17 protein-coding genes are annotated in these 20,069 nt (G+C 32.8%); 6 read left to right on the top strand and 11 right to left on the bottom strand.

What is annotated here, in order from left to right:
- Positions 1–205: 205 nt before the first annotated feature.
- Positions 206–1,213, top strand: a complete 1,008-nt coding sequence (locus A0O34_RS17175) for a CBS domain-containing protein (protein ID WP_066757340.1) — start codon at positions 206–208, stop codon at positions 1,211–1,213.
- Between the two features lie 79 nt (positions 1,214–1,292).
- On the opposite strand, the gene A0O34_RS17170 is transcribed toward A0O34_RS17175, so the two are convergent.
- The 4 genes from A0O34_RS17170 to A0O34_RS17155 form a co-directional block, all read right to left on the bottom strand.
- Complete coding sequence (locus A0O34_RS17170; protein ID WP_066757337.1) at positions 1,293–2,051, bottom strand: Rossmann-fold NAD(P)-binding domain-containing protein; 759 nt, start codon at positions 2,049–2,051, stop codon at positions 1,293–1,295.
- Positions 2,052–2,195: 144 nt separating this feature from the next.
- Positions 2,196–3,209 carry a cytochrome-c peroxidase gene (locus tag A0O34_RS17165; protein ID WP_228394304.1) on the bottom strand — a complete coding sequence of 338 codons (1,014 nt, stop codon included), beginning with the start codon at positions 3,207–3,209 and terminating at the stop codon, positions 2,196–2,198.
- 27 nt (positions 3,210–3,236) lie between these two features.
- The gene (locus A0O34_RS17160; protein ID WP_066757331.1) at positions 3,237–3,536 is read right to left on the bottom strand and encodes a type II toxin-antitoxin system RelE/ParE family toxin; all 300 of its coding nucleotides are present in this window, start codon (positions 3,534–3,536) and stop codon (positions 3,237–3,239) included.
- Positions 3,520–3,861: a hypothetical protein gene (locus tag A0O34_RS17155; protein WP_066757328.1), complete on the bottom strand. Its 342-nt coding sequence runs from the start codon at positions 3,859–3,861 to the stop codon at positions 3,520–3,522. The genes A0O34_RS17160 and A0O34_RS17155 overlap by 17 nt, the downstream gene beginning before the upstream one ends.
- Before the next feature lie 220 nt (positions 3,862–4,081).
- Between A0O34_RS17155 and A0O34_RS17150 the strand changes: the two genes are divergently transcribed.
- Positions 4,082–5,377, top strand: coding sequence for a M48 family metalloprotease (locus A0O34_RS17150; RefSeq protein ID WP_066757325.1), 1,296 nt, complete (start codon positions 4,082–4,084; stop codon positions 5,375–5,377).
- A 75-nt stretch (positions 5,378–5,452) separates the two neighbouring features.
- On the opposite strand, the gene A0O34_RS17145 is transcribed toward A0O34_RS17150, so the two are convergent.
- The 6 genes from A0O34_RS17145 to A0O34_RS17120 form a co-directional block, all read right to left on the bottom strand.
- The gene (locus A0O34_RS17145; RefSeq protein WP_066757323.1) at positions 5,453–7,438 is read right to left on the bottom strand and encodes a urocanate hydratase; all 1,986 of its coding nucleotides are present in this window, start codon (positions 7,436–7,438) and stop codon (positions 5,453–5,455) included.
- 122 nt (positions 7,439–7,560) lie between these two features.
- Entirely contained in the window at positions 7,561–8,031 is a 471-nt protein-coding gene (locus A0O34_RS17140) for a hypothetical protein (RefSeq protein ID WP_066757321.1), read from the bottom strand.
- A gap of 242 nt (positions 8,032–8,273) precedes the next feature.
- Complete coding sequence (locus tag A0O34_RS17135; RefSeq protein WP_066757319.1) at positions 8,274–12,473, bottom strand: T9SS type B sorting domain-containing protein; 4,200 nt, start codon at positions 12,471–12,473, stop codon at positions 8,274–8,276.
- 184 nt (positions 12,474–12,657) lie between these two features.
- Complete coding sequence (locus tag A0O34_RS17130; RefSeq protein WP_066757316.1) at positions 12,658–12,951, bottom strand: hypothetical protein; 294 nt, start codon at positions 12,949–12,951, stop codon at positions 12,658–12,660.
- 87 nt (positions 12,952–13,038) lie between these two features.
- On the bottom strand, positions 13,039–15,186 hold the full coding sequence (locus A0O34_RS17125) for an outer membrane beta-barrel family protein (RefSeq protein ID WP_066757314.1): 2,148 nt from the start codon (positions 15,184–15,186) through the stop codon (positions 13,039–13,041).
- A gap of 95 nt (positions 15,187–15,281) precedes the next feature.
- Positions 15,282–15,614: a DUF6249 domain-containing protein gene (locus A0O34_RS17120; protein ID WP_066757312.1), complete on the bottom strand. Its 333-nt coding sequence runs from the start codon at positions 15,612–15,614 to the stop codon at positions 15,282–15,284.
- Positions 15,615–15,721: 107 nt separating this feature from the next.
- Here A0O34_RS17120 and A0O34_RS17115 point away from each other — a divergent pair, with 107 nt between their 5' ends.
- Positions 15,722–16,267 carry an RNA polymerase sigma factor gene (locus A0O34_RS17115; RefSeq protein WP_066757310.1) on the top strand — a complete coding sequence of 182 codons (546 nt, stop codon included), beginning with the start codon at positions 15,722–15,724 and terminating at the stop codon, positions 16,265–16,267.
- Positions 16,254–16,646: a hypothetical protein gene (locus A0O34_RS17110; protein ID WP_066757308.1), complete on the top strand. Its 393-nt coding sequence runs from the start codon at positions 16,254–16,256 to the stop codon at positions 16,644–16,646. Before A0O34_RS17115 ends, A0O34_RS17110 begins: the two co-directional genes overlap by 14 nt.
- Before the next feature lie 38 nt (positions 16,647–16,684).
- On the opposite strand, the gene A0O34_RS17105 is transcribed toward A0O34_RS17110, so the two are convergent.
- Positions 16,685–17,659 (bottom strand): 2-hydroxyacid dehydrogenase, encoded by a 975-nt coding sequence (locus A0O34_RS17105; RefSeq protein WP_066757307.1) that lies wholly within the window; start codon positions 17,657–17,659, stop codon positions 16,685–16,687.
- A gap of 414 nt (positions 17,660–18,073) precedes the next feature.
- Here A0O34_RS17105 and A0O34_RS17100 point away from each other — a divergent pair, with 414 nt between their 5' ends.
- Complete coding sequence (locus tag A0O34_RS17100) at positions 18,074–19,054, top strand: 3-oxoacyl-ACP synthase III family protein (RefSeq protein WP_066759794.1); 981 nt, start codon at positions 18,074–18,076, stop codon at positions 19,052–19,054.
- A 37-nt stretch (positions 19,055–19,091) separates the two neighbouring features.
- Positions 19,092–19,916 carry an SDR family oxidoreductase gene (locus A0O34_RS17095; RefSeq protein WP_066757306.1) on the top strand — a complete coding sequence of 275 codons (825 nt, stop codon included), beginning with the start codon at positions 19,092–19,094 and terminating at the stop codon, positions 19,914–19,916.
- The last annotated feature ends 153 nt before the right edge of the window (positions 19,917–20,069 follow it).

The following is a 20,069-nucleotide window of genomic DNA, read 5'->3' as shown; positions in this document are numbered from 1 at the left end:
CGAAGGTTTGTTTTAATTGTGGTTATGGCTTGCAGAGAGTTTGAGGAGATTAAAAATAGGATTTTTCTGTTTTAGAATTTTTAAGATTACGGAAAACCGTAATGATAAATAAAATACATTTCCTACTTTTAATTGAAATAGAATATTTTGATAAATATTGAATATTGTTTTTATATTTGAAACTTAACTAAAAACTATATACCAAATGAATAAACTTGAAGCTTTTTTGCTAGAAATAAAAAAGCAAAAAAAAACTGAAAAAATATCCACAAAATCTGTTATATCATATTATGGAGTTGCAAGACGAGGATGGAGAGTTATTGAAAATGTAAATACTTGGTTAGAAAAATATGAACTAGAAATGGAGCCAACATTTGATAGAGCAAATTTTTATGGCTCTGTGAAAATTTCATTAAAACCTACAATACAATCAAATGGAGAGCTAAAAAAAGCTAAATATGTTGATATAATTCCGCGCTTAAATATTATTAAATCTTCGGACTTAAATAATTCTGAAAGCATATATGGTTTAATAACAGTTAAAAAAGAGACATCTATAACTGAAGCAGTAACTTTAATGATAAAACATAATTATTCACAACTTCCAATTTTATCAAGCTCTAAAGAAGTCTATGGGTTGGTTAGTTGGAAAAGTATAGGAAAAGCACTAGCATTGGGTAAGAAATGTGAGTTAGTTAAAGATTGTTTTGAATCTGTTGAAGTTTTAAATTATGATGAACCTCTTTTTAAAGCAGTTAAAATAATACTAAGCAAAGAAGTTGTGTTAGTGAAAGATTTTAAAAAAGATATTTCAGGAATAGTTACTGCTACTGATATTGGAGAACAATTTCTTATTCTATCAGAACCTTTTTTACTCATCGAGCAAATTGAAAATTTAATTCGAAGAATCTTAGATGATAAGTTAATATTTGATGATATAAATAAAGTTTTAGATGTAGATAAATACAATAAAGAAATTAAACATTTATCAGATTTATCATTTGGGCATTATGTAAGAATTATTGAAAATGAAAGTCTTTTCAGGAAATTAGAAATTAAAATTGATAGAGTTATTTTACAAAAGATGCTTGCTGAAGTAAATATAATTAGAAATGAAGTAATGCATTTTAATCCTGAGGAAATGGAAGAAAATACCTTAGCCAAATTGAGACAAGCACTCGATTTTTTACAAGCTATTGTAGAACATAAATAAATTTCTTGCATTAAATTACATATTTTAGGCTTGAAAAATATATAATTTAATAAAACCTGCCCCACACAGGTTTTATCATTTACAAATGAAAATACCTCGGATCCGGATATTCAAATTCAAAATCCAGCTCTGAAATTAATTTTGCTGACGATATCGTTCTACCTTTAGTAGTACGTTCTCCCGAATACGGCAGATCTTTCTGAGCATTGATGATTTCTTCTTTATTAGGATGAACAGGCGCCACCACGTTATACACTTTGGATTGAGATTGGTTGTTCAGCATTTTTTCAACGACCGAACAAATATCAGCGTAATGAATATGGTTTACCAACAGATCCAAATTGGAAATATTATAATTCTTCAACAATCGCTGATCTCCCATTAATCCGGCCAATCTCAAAATATTGACATGAGGGAATATACTTTTTATGACACTCTCACTCGGAACATCGTCTGCAGATCGATCGTCTTCTGTAAATTCTTTTTCGGTCTCGGGATAAACTCCGGTAGAACTCATCAAAAAGAGCTGACCTTTGTAATCTCCAAGGAATGTCAACAGGTTCTGCGCTTTTCCCTGCAACGGAATTTCCGCACCTCTTACTCCGGCAAAAGGAACTGTAATAATCACGGCATCCAATTGTGGCGCAACTTCCCATTCTGTCATGGTTTCGGATAGATCATTCGGAAAATCAACCAATGTTGTGTGATATCCTTTTGAAGTTAGATCTTCTACTTTAGATGGAGAAGTGATGGTTACGAAAATTTCATACTGACCGGATAATCTCTCTGCAATATGACCGCCTAGCCAGCCACAACCTATAATTCCTATTTTTTTCATTGTTTAATTTATTTGTTTAAACAGACTTTTATCTATTTTTTAACGCAAAGTTTCGCAAAGTTTTTTTGACTACTAACTGTTTTTAAGTTCGCAAGGGCGTTTCACTCAGCAAAGATTAGTATAACAATTTTCGAATCGTCATTTTTATTTATCCATCTTTTGATATTCTTTATTTGAAACCATCACCGAATCGTTAAGCGTTCTCAAAAAAGCCAACAAATTTTCTTTCTCTTTTGGCGTAAAAACAATCGGATTTTGAAGTTCTTTTGCTAAGGTTGGACTTTTTTCTATACCTTTTTCATAATGTTCCAACACTTCATTCAGGGTTTGAAATCTCCCGTCATGCATATAAGGATAAGTGTAAGAAAGATTTCTGAGGCTTGGAATTTTGAACATCAGTTTATCTTCCGGTTCCATTGTTTTATTCCATTTTCCGTAGTCTTTGAGTTCGGGATTGATGGGAAGTCCATTATTTGCAAACTCGTAACTGGAAAACAAAGGCTCGGTGTGACACGAACTGCAATTATTTTTGAATACCTTATATCCATTCGCTTCCGCTTCAGTGAATTTTGCTTTACCCTGTTTTACTTTATCATATTTAGAATTAGCAGAAACATTCGTCAATTGAAACTGCGAAAGTGATTTCATAATTCGTTCCGTAGTTGCTAAACTGTCACCAAAACTTCTGTAGAAAAGCGTTTTATATTCTTTTGATTTATTGAGCTTTCGGACAACCGCATTAATGTCCTCCCCCATTTCTTTAGGATGATTGATCGGTGCCAAAGCCTGAACATCAATATTCACAACCGAGCCATCCCACATGAATTTCTTCTGCCAAGCAAGATTGAATATCGCAGGTGAGTTACGGTCTCCTATTCCATCCTCAATTCCTTTGCTTAAACCATTTCCTGCATGGGAAAAAGCTTGGTTTGAATTATGACAGGAAGAACACGAAACACTATTATTCCTCGATAAAATTGGGTCATAAAATAGTTTTCTGCCCAACTCTATTTTAGCACGTTTCAACGGATTTGCCTTAAAATCATACAACGGCTTCGGAAAATAGGAAGGATACACCAACGGAATTTCCTGAAGGCTGTAAAATGCCATCAATAGTAATAATGAAAGAATTCCGAGAGGTTTTAGTTTTGAATACACGATAATTTGATATCTTATGTTTTGAATTTATGTTGTCACAGATTTATAATTTTCATCTGGATCTTGAAAGTTTTGGAGAATTCTGTGAACCGTAAGCGTATCTTCATTCAAACTATAAATCATCGTATTATGTTTAGTGATTAAAACTTTGTGATAAACGGTATCTTCATATTTTTGGAAAACGACAACTCCATCTATTATAAGCTTAATGCAATGATCTAGTTTTAAATTAAAATCTTCCAATACCTTATCATTCCATTTATTTAAAAGATAATCTTCAATTTCATCTAAATCATCAAAAGATTGCTTACTAAATTGGATTTTCATTTCTGTAATTTTCTAATCTTTTTTTAGATCTTTCCTTTACCTCTTCATAGCTGTAAACACGCCCGTTTCTAATATCTTCTTCCGATTTTTTCAAAGATTCCAGAATTTCTTCTTTAGTTTCATTTCTCCATTGCTTCACTTCTATTGTTTTTGAAATGACTAGAAGTTCTTCTGGTGTAAATCTTTTTTCTTTCAGTTTTTTGAAAAAAGTAGGCTTTTTAATTCCGGATTTCTCAATAATGTAAGACATTTTGAAAGGAGAATTTTTTAAAATTTCATCGATATTATTTTGAATTTCGATATATTTTTCTATTTCTTCTATCATTATTTTATGTTTTTTAGTATCGATTTATGACACAAATATAGAAAATAATAAAATAAATAATATTATACTGAAGTGTTGTGAAATCTTTGAAATATAAAATTTCAGTGAAAATACGTAACCTTTTTTAAAATTACTTTTATACATTTGATAGGTACCGTTTATACCATTCACCAGATCAATCTAAATGTTACCTATAATATAAAAAAATAACAGTTAAAAAATGACTCAAAAAAATGAATTACATGAATTCATGATTAAGAATTTACCAAATTCTAACTATCATTTGGACATAGAAATTTTAAAAAACCCTCCAAAAGAATATATTGATTATTTTTTCGAAGAATTAAAAAAGCATAAACAATATGAAATACTCAAAAATGACTTTATTTATGATGAAAAATTAGACATCTTTGCACAAATTCATAATCGATTTGAATATTCTGAAATCGAAGACCTGTCTGATGATGAACTCTTTTTTTATCCATTTCTTAATAAGAATGAGATTAAACAAATATTTGATATAAAATCATCAGAAGATTATCTTTTAAGATTAAGAGCTGAACAAGTTGAAAATAATATTAGGTTAAAAAGAACTTTTGGCAAACTCCAAAAAAAAATTGGAGAAAAATGGTCTTTTACCAATTTTTTTGAATCCTCTCAATATAAGCAATATTTAAAAAAATTAAAACCTGACCTAAGAGAAAAATGTAAGCATATTCCACATGGAACAATTCATCTAAATGACGCAAATGGGCTGTGTATAAAAACACCTTTCGGAAATATAATTGTTTTATCTTATTCTTTACGTCAATTTTTGTTCTATATGAACATATTTCATTTTGGAGAACAATTAGGAATAAAAGATATTGATATCTTTCACTCTTTCATTCTAGCTAATCGTATTAGACTAGGAACTGAATCTTTGGACTTTGAAATTGATACTAGAGGGAAATTACCTAAATCGATTAAAAAGAAAATCGATTACTTCACCGATTGGCAAATGCTTTTTATTATCGGGCATGAATATGCACATCACTATCTTGGACATCTTGAAAACAGTACAATAATGAAATCTCATGATAGGATTAATTATTTGACAAATAATCTCGAATTTTATACTTACAAACAAGAATGTGAATTTGAAGCAGATAGAAATGCAATAATAAATACTCTGTACAATGAATACGATCAGACCGAGTTAGTAGATAATGCATTTCTATTTTTTTCATATTTGGATATGTGTGATCAAATAGAAGATTATTTATTTCCTAAAATAAATTATTCACTGACACATCCTAAGCCAGTGGATAGAATAAAAAAATTAAGGCAATCTGTAGATGAAAAAATAGGTTTGGGTACTGAAAATATTAATAATATTATTAACTATAATAATAACTTTGTTAAACAGTTCTTAAAAGATTACTTACCATATAATGTAGAAGCACTAGAAACTATTGGTTCAACATATCTACCTACCTATAAAAAAACCTTTTTAATAGATAGATTAGATATCTGAAAAAGGAAGAAAGAAAATTCAACATAATACATAAGACCCTGCCTAACAGCAGGGTCTTATCATATCTAAAAAGCTTTAAAATAAATTCTCATCCACAAAATTCGGCAACGTCACTTTCAAATTCGGTTCCATTTCCATCGCTCTTTTGATCGCGAAAACGGCACCCTCATTTCTTGCCCAGCTTCTTCTTGAAATTCCGTTGTTAACATCCCAGAAAAGCATTGATTTTAATCTTCTGTCGGCATCATCGCTTCCATCAAGCAACATTCCGAAACCACCGTTGATCACTTCCCCCCAGCCAACTCCACCTCCATTGTGAATGGAAACCCAAGTTGCGCCACGGAAACTATCACCAATCACATTCTGGATCGCCATATCTGCTGTAAATCTTGATCCGTCATAAATATTGGAAGTCTCTCTGTAAGGCGAATCCGTTCCAGAAACATCGTGATGATCTCTTCCTAAAACTACCGCTCCAATCTCACCGTTTTTGATGGCTTTGTTGAAAGCTTCAGCAATTTTCATTCTTCCTTCTGCATCAGCGTATAAAATTCTCGCTTGTGAACCAACAACCAATTTATTTTCCTGCGCACCTTTGATCCACTGAATATTATCCTTCATCTGCTGTTGAATTTCTTCAGGAGATGTTTTGATCATTTCTTCTAAAACCTGACACGCAATATCATCCGTTTTCTGTAAATCTTCCGGATTTCCGCTCGTACAAACCCAACGGAACGGCCCGAAACCGTAATCGAAACACATTGGTCCCATAATATCCTGAACATAACTTGGATATTTGAATTCTTTTCCAATCGTCGGATTGTCTGACATTACATCTGCTCCGGCTCTTGAAGCTTCCAATAAAAAGGCGTTTCCGTAATCGAAGAAATACGTTCCTTTTTCTGTATGTTTATTGATTGCTGCAGCGTGTCTTCTTAAGGTTTCCTGAACTTTTTCTTTGAATAATTCAGGATCTTCGGCCATCATTTTGTTTGATTCTTCAAAACTTTGTCCTGCAGGATAATACCCTCCCGCCCAAGGATTATGAAGTGAAGTCTGGTCTGAACCAATATCAATTCTTAAATTTTCCTGATCAAATTTTTCCCAAACCTCAACAATGTTTCCAAGATAAGCCAGAGAAACCGTTTCCTGAGTTTCCTGAGCTTTTTTCACTCTTTCTACCAATTCATCCAGATTTTCATGAACTTCATTGATCCATTTTTGAGCGTGACGAATTTTTGTAATCTTTGGATTTACCTCAGCACAAACCGTAACGCAACCTGCAATATTTCCTGCTTTTGGCTGAGCTCCACTCATTCCGCCTAAACCAGAGGTAATGAAAAGTCCACCTTTTGGTTCTTTATTGATTTTTCTGAAAGCATTTAACACCGTAATCGTTGTTCCATGAACAATTCCTTGTGGGCCGATGTACATATAACTTCCGGCTGTCATTTGTCCGTACTGTGAAACACCCAGTGCATTGAATTTCTCCCAATCATCCGGTTTAGAATAGTTTGGAATCATCATTCCGTTCGTTACAACCACTCTTGGCGCATCTTTGTGAGAAGGAAATAATCCCATCGGATGCCCTGAATACATCGTTAACGTCTGTTCATCTGTCATTTCCGACAGATATTTCATTGTCAAAAGATATTGAGCCCAGTTTGAGAAAACGGCACCATTTCCACCGTAAGTAATTAATTCGTGAGGATGTTGAGCCACGGCATAATCCAGATTATTCTGAATCATCAACATAATTGATTTTGCCTGCTCAGATTTTCCCGGATATTCTGAAATGGGTCTAGCCTTCATTTCATAATCCGGACGAAAACGGTACATGTAAATTCTACCGTATTTTTCTAATTCTTCTTTAAATTCAGGCAATAATTCTGCATGAAACTGTGGTTCGAAATAACGTAAAGCATTTTTTAGGGCTAATTTTTTCTCTTCTTCACCTAAAATTTCTTTACGCTTCGGCGCATGGTTTATATTGGTTTCGTATGGTTTTGATTGAGGTAATTGATTTGGAATCCCCTGCTGTATTTGTTCTTGGAAAGTCATATTGTTATATAAAGTTCTGAGTTTAATTTGAAAGTCTTAAAGATATTCAAATTAGAAAATACAATGCAACTAAACGGTAAAAATTCCGAATTGCGAAAATTTAAAGAAAAATTTTTAAAAAATTAACGGATCAGAGAGTAGATTAAAACACCAATTCCTGCATAAGCAACAACAGTAATAATATCAGCTATGGGTTGTGAAAAGCGTTTTTCTTTAATTTTCTCAGCATTAATCTGGTTCTTATGGAATTTCAGAGTTTTTTTAGCATTATGAACCGGATGTACAACCAAACTATCGCTTTCCCACTTGTCAACTATTACTTTATAAGACTTGCCATCAACCTCAATTTTAACATTTTTGTTAGGTGTAAGTTTCTCCTGAACATTAACTGGGATAGGCGTTTGTTGTCCGTTTGGGTTTTGGGATCCAGCCGTTGTACTTGTCATTTGCGGAGAAGTATTATTAGCAATAGTGGCATTCCTTTTAGGATCCTGCTTATTGTCGATCGTTGTATCCAAAGGTTTTTTAACCTGATAAGTATAGCAACTAATAAGAGAAAATGATATAATGATGAGATAAAGATTCTTTCGCATGAGCCAAATTTAAGAATTAAACGTAATATTCAGTATTTTCTTTTGAAAGATCCTGTTAAAAATTAACTTTTTTACATTTAAATTGTAAGATAGATGTTCTACAAAGTTCCTGCGGATGGGAGCTCCATTGATTTGTATTAAGATTTCTTTCATTATTTGTTGTTTTTAATTTGTGTTTAGCTTTCAAAAATAAAAAACCTTACCGAAATTCAGTAAGGTTATATTCATGAGAAATGATTTTTTTAATTATTATTTTTGACGAGAATCCAACCAGTAAATGATCGTCCGTCCGGAAGTGTGATGACATACCAGTAACTCGACGTTGGAATAGCTCTTCCTAAAATTGTACCGTCCCAAATGATTTGAGTATTGGTATTCTGTTCGAAAATCAAAGCCTGATAACGGTCAAATACTTTTACGTTGGTCATTCTATTTCCGAAAACATGGAGATTTTTTATGATCCATTTATCGTTAAGACCGTCTCCGTTTGGTGTAATGGCATTTTTAATATCCAAAATTACCCCGTCCTGTTTTACGATACATTCTCCGTCAACATATTTCACGTAAAAAGTGATAATTCCTGTCGGTAAATTATAGAATGTATTGCTCGCCTGCCATGTAATTCCGTCTATCGAATACAATATTGTTTTTGAACCTGTAGCGTAAACCGTACAGTTATTTCCGTTAATATCAAGCTTTTGGATAACGGGAACATCATAATATTTCAATTCAAAAGTACCCGTGTAAGAACATCCGTTATCAGCAATAACTGTGAGCGTATAAGTTCCGATTACAGTAACTCCTGTAATGGTATCTGTGTTTGAAACTACCTGTCCGTTTGGATCTGTCCAGACATAACTTACAATATTAAATCCCTCAACATGAACAGTATACGTTAACGAACCATCCTGACAAATATACTGCGTCGGAATATTGAAAATTGGAGTTTGCTTTAAAGACAAATGTATCTCTACTCTTTCAGGACAAGATCCGGGAACGCTTAATTTTACATAAATTGTATTTGATCCTGTATTTTGATTAAATGAATAATTCGAAGGCGTTGCAATAACATTTGTATTGGCATTAATATCCGCCAAAGAAGGGTAATAAGTAAACGTTGCGTTACCTCCTGTATAAATCTGCTGTTCATACTGAGTTAAATTAACATTTTCTATTCCGTCATTTCCTATATCACAAACATTATTTAGGTTAAAAGGGCCTGCATTTTGAAGAACAACCTTAGATCCAAATAGAAAACTGATACTTGCTACATCATCACAAGCCGCCATATTCTGAACTTTCACCCAAATCTGAGTTGGGAAAGGATTTTCCGTAAAATTCTGTGGATTAGGAATAGGATTCGTTCCGTTTTGAGCGTTTTGTTCTGTTAAATAAAAACTAAATACATTGGCCGGATTTTGAATATCAACCATTAAATTCGTAAAATTCAGCAAGTTGACTTCATAAGATCCGTCTAGGTTTTCATCACAAACTGTTAAAGTTGAATTGATTGCTTTCGGAGGAAAATACGTGTTCAACTGAATCGGAGCCACAGAATAACAACCCGAAGTTTTAGACTGAAATCTCGCCCAAACCTGCACGGATGAAATATTTGTTGTAATTGTATTGCCTATCTGCGTTCCTGACGCTCCTGCATTTGCTTCTGCAGACGTATTGTAATACGTGATCGTCATATTAGAAAGTGGCTGTGTATTTTGGGAAGCAATAAACAATTGCGGAATCGCATCAGTCAACTGAAAAGTTTCACTTAAATTAAAATCTTCATCACATTTCTCCAAAAGTGCAGTCTGAAGAACAACTGGAGGTAAAAATGTCATCTGAATCGTTAACTGAGCCGCAGAAAAACATTCGCTGTTATTAAATTTAACCTTCACATAAATCGTTGCATTTCCCGGAACGTTATATTGACTCGGATTGGTAATTTCGCCCGAAAAAATATGCGTTGCAGGATCGTAAGAAGTGTAATACGTAAAAGTAGCATCCGTTCCGCTATAAATCTGTGATTGAGTCTGAATTAAATTATAAATTTCCGCACCATCATTATTATTATCACAAATATTGTTTAGCGAAATCGTAACCGGAGAGTTTACCACCGGCGTTGAGTTTAAGCTTAAATTGATAGGATAAATCTGTACGCAATTATAAGAAGTTATTTTCACAAAAACCTGTTGGTTTCCTGTAAGCGTAACGTTGGTTACAGGATTATTCCCATTTTGTGCATCTGTTTGACTAAGATAAAATAATGTTGTAGCGTTCTGATTTCCAATAATCGAAGCACTGAACTGAGATAACGGTACATTTTCAGAATTATCATTATTAAAATCACACACTGAAAAACTTGACTGAACAGCCACAGGATGAACCAAATGTACATTCAAAGGTCTGACTGTGTAACAGATATCAGATTGTTCAAAACGTACAAAATAGGTTTGGGTTACAAAATTTCCATCCGTTGTAATCGTCTGATTTGGACTGATGGCTCCTACTCCCAATTCTGCACTCGCAGCATCAGGATAAAATTCAGTTACAGGAACTGTTGTTGGGGAAATCAGCATTCCGGCAGATAACGTATTTAGATTGACCGTAATATTATCCGTTCCGTTAAAACAGATATATTCATGCTTTTCGTTGACTTCAATTTTAGTAAAAGTTATATCCATATTTACCTCAACTACAGCAAAGCAGCCATTTGGAATATCAACTCTTATAAAAACTTTATATTGTCCTGGTTTAATGGTTGCTAATACAGTTCCACTATTTGTATAAGCTTCATTATAGGTAGAATATGCTGTAAAAATAACTCCTGTTTGGGTTGTAATTAATGGGCCAATATTTAATCCAAAATCAAATGGTTCCTGATTATTAGCATTAATATCACACATCGTATAAGGAAATGTAAGTGGAGAATTGACATTAGCCCCAGGCTTGAACTGAAAATGAACCGGACCTAAAATATAAGTACACGTCACATCCTGAAGTCTCACCCAAATATTGGTATTCGTCGTAATATTTGCTGTCGTTATGCTGTTATTATTATTTTGAGCATCAGCTTGTGTTGCAAAATATGAAATCCCTGTAGTTCCGGGAGGGAAAAGCTCAATATTAAGCAAAGAAAGATCATAGTTTTGCTCTACTCCATTATTATTGGTATCACAAAGTTCAACTGTAGATTTCAGTAGGTTTTTCGACGCAAAATTAAGTGTTAAAACTGAAACCCTGAAACATGTCGGATTACTTGGATTCTGAATTCTTACATATAAAACAGTATTTGCATTCAAAACATAGGCGTTGGGCAAAGCATTCTGATTATTTTGCGCGTCCAGCAATGTTGAATGAAAGCTGAAATTAAAGTTAGCAGGATTCTGAGAAGTAAGATTTGATTGAAAACTATTTAGACTTAAATTAACTGAAGCATTTCCACAAAAATTTTGTGTATAATTCTTCGCAACAGGATAAGTTGGATCGAAAGTGATCGCAAAATCATCCGTCAAAGTAAGCGTGCTGTTTCCACAAATATTAAATAAAACATTGGCTGTGTAGACATCATTTTGTGTCGGACAAATAGTCGTTTGTATACCTGTAGCAACGGTCTGTCCCGCAGCATTTGTCCATGTTACCTGTGGCGGAATAACATTTCCGACCGGATTAAATTTCCAGCCTTCCTGCAAAGCCTGCCAAACTCCCGTATTTCTGGATGCCGGAGAAACACCAACCGTTCCATCGCTGTTGATAACGCCAATTAATGCATTTTCAAATTTTCGGGTTGGGCAGGGTGTTAATTTTTTATCAACAAATACTTCAATTTGATTTGTTGTTTCGTGGAGTACAATTTGCGAAGAAGAACGATCGGTACACCCCGCTACTCTTCCTTCATAAAAATTAACAATAAATTTTCTGTAAGGCGCCGTTCCGATCACGGAATAATAGATTTCAGACTGATCATTTGATGAAAAAACCATATCGTGATACGCCCCGAAAATAGAATTTTTTGGAAGACTCACATTGGGATTTTGCCATTGAACATTCGGATAATTGATGTTCCCGAGCTGACTTTCATCAAAAGTGAGCATTCCGTTGGAACCCACAACTACCGCTTCAAAATATTGATTATAAAAGCAAAATTTGAACGGAAGATCCAATTTTACGGCAAACAGATCATCATAATTGGCATTAAGCGCTGTTCCCTGATTCATCGCGATCGGCGGACTGTATGATGCCTGACTTACCTGATAATTTGTCGTTTCCTTCAACTCAGGATATTCCACATGCAGTGCTATACAACCGTTGGCATCGAGGTCGTGAGCACACGTTACGTTGAAATTTTCATTACCTAGAGCATCTTTCACTTTGATGTTTACAGGCGCTTGAGAGGATGCAAAAACTCCAACGAATATGAGTAAAATATGTAAAAATTTCGTCATAAGTTAAAAATATTAATCACTAGATAATGATAAATTTAGCACTTTTAACGATAGAATGTTTAAACATAACGATTTATTTATATTAAATTAATAACAACAAATAGTATTACTCTGTCAAACAAATACTTACACACAAATAGTTAACAAAAAAAAGCCTTACTAAATTTTAGTAAGGCCTCTTATTTTAGGTAAGCACATCATCGTTTGCTTCTTCATGATCATCATCATTATCACTTGTACTCCAATAATTATTTTCTTCATCTTCGGAGCCTATTTTTTCCATTTCATCATCATCTTCAATACCCGGAATATCTAATCCTTTATCTATTTTGTCGTCATCAATGTCTTCATTTAAGATAGGATTTCCGTCTCCATCCAAAGGAATATGTTTTTCTCTATTAAAAATGTCTTCAATTGGACTATAATCCATTTGTTCGAGCTTTCTGTTCTGTTCGTTGGTATTATCTTCAGGTATCATAATATTATATTTAGTGTTGATTATTTTAAGACAAAAATGATTCCAACTTATCAATTATTTTTAAATAACAGAAAAAAGAATAAAAATTTAATTCGAAAGATCATTATTGTTGATTTTTCGCTGCGTTGTTTTAATTTCATCTTTTAATTTCCCAAATTTATACTGAACACTTACGCCAAATGATCTGTAATAATCTTTCACATAATTATTTTGATAAAACTGATCTCCAAAAGTTTCCGTAACTGATCTTCTAAATTTACTGAACGGATTATTAACAGATGCCGAAAACGAAAGCTGATTATTTAAAACACTTTTATTAACACTGAAAGAAGAACCCACAAAAGCATTTGTCGCACTTTGTAACCCTGCAGGCATTTTGCTATTGACTTCCAGATTTGAGTTTACGTTCCAATTATTATCAAATTGATAATTGACTGACAAATAAAAATAATACGTGAAAAGATCATTTTTAACGAAAATATTATTTACCGTTCCGTTAATAAAAAATAAGGCAGTATTTCCATTAATACTCAAATTCAGTTTTTTGGTAACCGGATAATTAAAATAATAATCCAATCCTAATCTGCTTGCTTTACTTGAGTTTTCAAAAGTCGTTTTGGTAATATTTGTCGAAGGATCATAAGTGGAAACCTTGAGATCAACTTTATTTGAAAAGGAATAAGAAAGTCCAACATTGAGATTTACTTTTTTATTAAACGAATAATTTACCATAAGATCATTATTGATAACCGGTTTCAAATATGGATTTCCACTAATTTCAAAATACGGATTCGATTTGTTGACAAAAGGATTCAGTCTAATAATTCCCGGTCTTTTAATCCGCTGTGAAAAACCAAGATTAATATTGTGATGTTCTTTCCATTTTTTATTAATGGAAATATTAGGAATCAGATTAAAATAACTCTGATCAACTTCTGTATTTGTTGAAGTAAAATTCACTTTAGTTTCAGTATTTTCAAGTCGTAAACCGGTTTGAAAATTCCAATCAAACAAACTGAATTTTGCAGAAAAATAACCTCCAAAAATATTTTGTTGATTTAAAAACTCATCCGAATTCACCACATTTTCAGGAACAGCATCGTAAACACTGCTATTTTTTCTTAAAATCATTTTTAAGCCCGTTTCCAAGTATACTTTTTTGATGTTTTTCACAAAATCAATCTGAAATGTGTTTTCGCTATTTTGGTTGTTATTATCCTGATCAATCCTGTTGGAAGAATTTTCTATTTTATTATCAATGTGGGAAATACTCGATATATTGTAATCATAATTATTGAATTTATAAGACCAAGTTAAAAGCTGACTTTTATCTTTTTTAAAGCCCATCTGATAGTTAACCGAAGCTTCAAAACCCTTTCCTTTGCTTTTGGAATTGTTGGACGAAACCGTATTTTCCGTCAGAATATTTTGTTGATAAAAATAAGAATCAAGTACATCTTTAGACTTGTTTTTAGATAAATTTGAGCCTATTTGAATGTTTAATAAATTTAGGCTGTCGAGTTCATAACTTGCATTTACATTAAAATATCCTCCGTTTCCTTTGCTTGAAGTTCTTCCATTTTGATCAAGATGATTAGATGACGTTTGTTGATTATTTTGATAATCAATTTCAGGATTATTTCTTAAAAAAGTTCCTCCATAAGCCGAAATACCCAATTTTTTTTGTTGAAGATTTAATGAGAAACCTGCATTTTGTTCCTGCTTAGGAAACTTTGTCCCGAAATTGACAGAAGCATTATAACCATCCTTCATTTTCTTGGTTGTGATGATATTAATAATTCCAGAAACACCTTCTGCATCATATTTTGAGGATGGATTTGTAATAATTTCTATACTCTGAATCGTATTTGCTGGAATACTTTTTAAGACCTCTTTTGCATTCGTGTTGAGAAGTTGAGTCTCTTTACCGTTCATCAGGATTTTAAAATTCATATTTCCTTTGAAAAGTATATTTTCATTGCTGTCGACCGATAAAAAAGGGAGTTTTTTCATCATTTCTATCAGACTTTTCGATTTGCTTTCAGGATCTGACTGGACATCATATACCAAACCGTCAATTTTACTTTTAATTAAAGGCTTTTTAGCATTGATGACAACTTCTTTTATCGAAGTTTCTCGTTCATTCGTTACTGAATCTTTTCTTGTATCCTGAGCCTGAATCCTATTCATAAACAGAATAAAGGCTATTATTGAAAGTATCGTTGAGTTTTTCATAATTGTTTAAAAAAAAGGCATAGAAATCCCGAGTGCAAAGTTTTTTGCCCTTAAAACGGTTCGAGATTTTTATTGATTAAATTAGATTGAGAAGCTTATTTCTTCTGATTTTTCATCATGAAATAATAGGTAAGAAAACCGAGTGCAACAAAGACCGTCATCACTCCATAAGGAAGAGGTGTATTTTCATCATGTGGAAGAAATTCTAAAACGATAAGACCAATTCCGCCAAACAGTAAAATAATTCCCCATTTCAACATTTCCGCATTAAATCCTGTGAGGTTATTCAGAATTGCATACATTTTATCATCAATATTTTCTTTATTGAGTATTTTTTTCTTCAGATTGTAATTGGTGATCACCACGATAATTACTGAGATGGCAATTAATATGGCGATCATAACTATAAAGGGTGCAAGATGTTTCATTTCGAATTATATTTAGCCAATAGACAAAGTTATATAGCAAAAGGTTACAAAAATTAGAATAAATTAGAAAGTTGTAACCTAAAGACAAAAAATCTGTCTAATGTGATATGTTTGATGAAGAAAAAACCATTAATGAAATTCTGAAGGGAAACCTGGGCGCTTTTCAGCATATTGTAAAGCAATATCAGAATTTGGTGTATTCTATTTTAAACAGAATGATGAATAATGATGAAGATATTGAAGATGTAGGCCAGGAGGTTTTTATTAAAGTTTACGATCATTTAAAAAGCTTCAAAAGAGAATCTAAATTGTCTACTTGGATCGCCAAAATCACCTACAATGTTGCTGTAAATTACATCAAGAAAAATGCAAAACATCAATTTAATACTATTGATGATCATTCAAACTTTCAATTCTCTTCTGAAACTCCGGAAACAAAGCTGATCGGAAAAGAATTTGACATTTATATTAACCGATTGATCAGTGAACTTCCCGTGCAGTACAGAACGGTTATTACGTTGTATCATTTGGATGATTTCAGTATTCAGGAAATTCAAAAAGTCACAAAATTCCCTGAAGGCACGATAAAAGGATATTTATTCCGAGCAAGAAAATTATTAAAAGAAAAACTGAAAAAAGATGGATACCAATAAAGATAAAAAAACTCAGAATTTCATTGATGATCAGGAAAATTACAATGAATCTGAAAATGATTTTAATATCTCAGAAATACTGAATAATTCTTTAAAAAATTCTTCAGACAAAGGATTTTCATTAGGATTTTCCAATCAAATTATTAGAAAAATTGAGGCAAAACAACAGCGAAAGTTTAATCTAAAAATGTATTCTTTATTTTCTCTGCTTGTTGTTATTGGTTTAGGTTTTTTAGCTGTTTTATTTAGTGAAGATCAATTTTTAATGATGATTTCATTATTTTTAAAATATAAATTTATAATCTTATTCTCTTTAATTACCGTGATTTTAATACAGATAAGTAGTCGTTTATTAACATCAAAAGAACTGGAAAATTAATATTCTCCAATTCTTTTGAAATTATATTTTTTGAAATATTAGTCTTTATAAACTTCAGGATTGGCACAGTTTGGCATTTTCTCACCTTTAGAAAAAGCGATGATATTTTCTGATGCTACTTTTGCCATTCCGTTTCTTGCTTCAATCGTTGCTGAACCGATGTGCGGCAAGACACAAACACTTGAAAGCTCTAAAATTGGATCATCCTTAAAAATAGGTTCTGGATTTGTGACATCTAAACCGGCTCCCCAAATTTGTTTTGAAACCAATGCTTCATACAAATCTTTTTGATTGTGAAAACCACCTCTGGCTGTATTAATAAAAATAGAATCAGGTTTCATTTTTTCAAAAACCGAAGCATTGAAAAGATCTTTTTGATCCGGAACAAAATTAGCGTGAATACTCAAAACATCAGATTGTCCAATTAATTCCTCAAAAGAAACATAGGTTGCATCCAGCTCATTTTCAGCTTCTTCATTGTGATGGCGATTGTGATAAATAATCTTCATATTAAAGGCTTTTTTACACTTTTCAGCCATTTCAAAACCTATTCTTCCCAACCCGAAAACTCCTAAAGTTTTTCCGTATAATTCCTGTCCCAAAGCATGAAGAGGATCAAAATCTCCCCAATTTCCATCTTTTACTTTTTGGAAATTAAAACTCGCCCTTCTTGCAACCGATTGCATTAACAAAAACGCAACGTCAGAAGTGGCTCTGCTTAAAACATCCGGTGTATTTCCGATGGGAATATTTTTGAGAGTAGCTTCTTTAATATCAACATGATCAAAACCAACAGAATACAAAGCAATCGCCTTTACATTCGGGCATTGTTCGAAAAATTCTCTGTCAAATTTATTGTGTCCTACATTTAAAATTGCATCGGCATTCTGGCAATATTTCAACCATTCTTCATGAGGTAAATTATCGTGTGTTGGGAGTGTAACTTCCAATCCTGCTTCTTCCAGCATTTTAATCCCTATTTCAGGAATCCTTTTATTGATGAATACTTTCATTATTTATTTTGTAATTAATAGTTAAAACTTTCAAAATAAAAAACCTCACTTCTACTAAAAATGAGGTTTTTAACTTTATTATTTAAAATTATTTCTTCATATATCCGTCTCGATTAGCTAAGAATAAATTTTCATCAACAGTTTGAATTGTTTTGCATTTTTTTGAATAGTATTAAAATCGAGTGATGATTTCAATGATTTGGTAATAAAAATGATACAATTTTCATTCCGAAACAGTATTAAATTTGGTTAATAATACTGATAAATTTCCCAATATTCCCTGAAAATTCACCCATAAAATAAATTAAAAAAACACAATGGCAAAACTTTAATTTCACAAAATTATCATTAAATTTACTTTGTTTTTACATTAAAATCAAAAATTAATCAAAATCTATGAACATAACGCAAAATATGATGATTAAAAAAAATGCCTATATAAAAGGCACAGGTTCTTATGTACCTCCAAAAATATTGAAAAATGATTTTTTTGAAGCCATCGGTTCTTCTGATGAGTGGATCTATAAAAATTTAGGAATTAAGGAACGTAGAATTGCAGTGGGTGAAGTAACGAGTGATCTGGCTTATAAGGCTGGCTTAGAAGCATTAAAAGAAGCAGATCTAAAACCAGAAGATATCGATCTAATTATTGTAGCAACCTCAACTCCGGACAGACAGGCTCCATCTACAGCATGTTTCGTTCAGGAAAAAATGGGCGCTTATCAGGCTGTGGCTTTTGATATTTCGGCAGTTTGTTCAGGAGGTTTATATGGCATTGCAATCGGTTGCCAGTTCATAGAAACGGGAATGTACCAAAATGTTTTAATTATCGGAGCTGATACTTTTTCCACCATTACCGATTGGGAACGAAAAGATTCTGTCTTTTTCGGAGATGGTGCGGGAGCAATTTTACTTTCGGGAACAACTGAAGATAAAGGTTTCTTTGATTTTAAACTTCACGCAGACGGTCGTGGAAAATATCATTTCAACATTCCGGCCGGAGGATCTGAAATGCCTGCATCAGAAGAAACTTTAAAACAGAAACTTCATTATTTTCAGATGAATGGCAAGGAAGTTTTTAATACTGCAACCAAAGTTTTGCCTGAAACAATTACCGAAATTCTTGAAGCTAATAAACTTTCAGCAGATGACGTGGATTGGGTAATTCCGCATCAGCCGAGCATACGAATTCTTCAGGAAACTGCCAGAAAAGTGAATATTCCTTTTGAAAAAGTAATGACCAACATGGATAAATACGCCAATACTTCGGGCGGAACAATTCCTATCGTTCTTGATGAAACCTATAAAAGTGGAAAAATACAACCCGGAAATATCCTTTTATTTGCAGCCGTAGGCTCTGGATGGACTTGGGGAACAGCTCTTTATAAAGCTTAAAATCAATATTCTATTTTTAAATAATACCGAAAAAATTATGCTGAAAGATCAGACATTTCTTATAACAGGCATTGCGGATGAAAATTCCCTTGCCATGAAAACTGCCGAAAAAATCCTTGAAAACAACGGAAAAGTTGTGTGTGCCGGATTAGGCGTGACTCCTTTTCACAAAAATATTTCAGAAAAAGCGCAAGCCTTTCTTGATAAAAACTATAATGACTTTCAAACTGCATGTCATAAAGTTTTGGGAGATCAGGTTTACACCGCTCCTTTAGATGTAACATTACCCGAAAGTTTGGATTTTCTGGCGAAAGATCTTTATCAAAAAGATATTAAACTTAACGGATTTCTTCACGCCATTGCAATGGATAAAACGATCAGACAAAAATCCGTAAAGCCAATGCTGGAGGTTACTGTAGAAGAATTTAACGAAACGATGAATGTTTCAGCGTTTTCTTTGATTTCTTTATCTCAGGCTTTACTGTCAAATAATGTGCTTCAAAACGGAGCTTCTATTGTTTCTCTAAGCTATATTGCTGCAGAAAAAGTTTCATCTTTTCCTTATATTAATATCAGTATTGCTAAAGCTGCGCTTGAACGATTAACCATGGAAATCGCTCATGAATTAGGCAGAAAATACGGCATCCGTGCCAATGCAATCCGTTTTTCACCATACATGGGAAGCAAAGCGGGAAATGCAACGTTAAATGCTGAAGATGTTGAAAAAGCTCATCAAAAAAGTCCGTTAGGAAATGCTTTACCTGAAGATCTGGCGCACGAAATTGTTCATCTTTTCAGAAAAGAAACAAGAATTACAGGAGAAATCCGCCATGTTGACGGAGGTTTCCATATTATGGGATAATTTGTTAGGTTATTAATGTTGGTTATCGCAAAGACGCTAATTTTCAATTTAATTATATATAATAAGGCTCAAGGATTTTATCTTCGATAAAATTGAATATATTAACATCACTGAAAATCTTTGATTTTCTAGCGCCTTAAAAAAAGTATTTTT

The sequence above is a fragment of the Chryseobacterium glaciei genome (genome assembly GCF_001648155.1).
GTDB lineage: Bacteria > Bacteroidota > Bacteroidia > Flavobacteriales > Weeksellaceae > Chryseobacterium > Chryseobacterium glaciei.
This window is presented reverse-complemented; position numbering and strand designations above follow the sequence as displayed.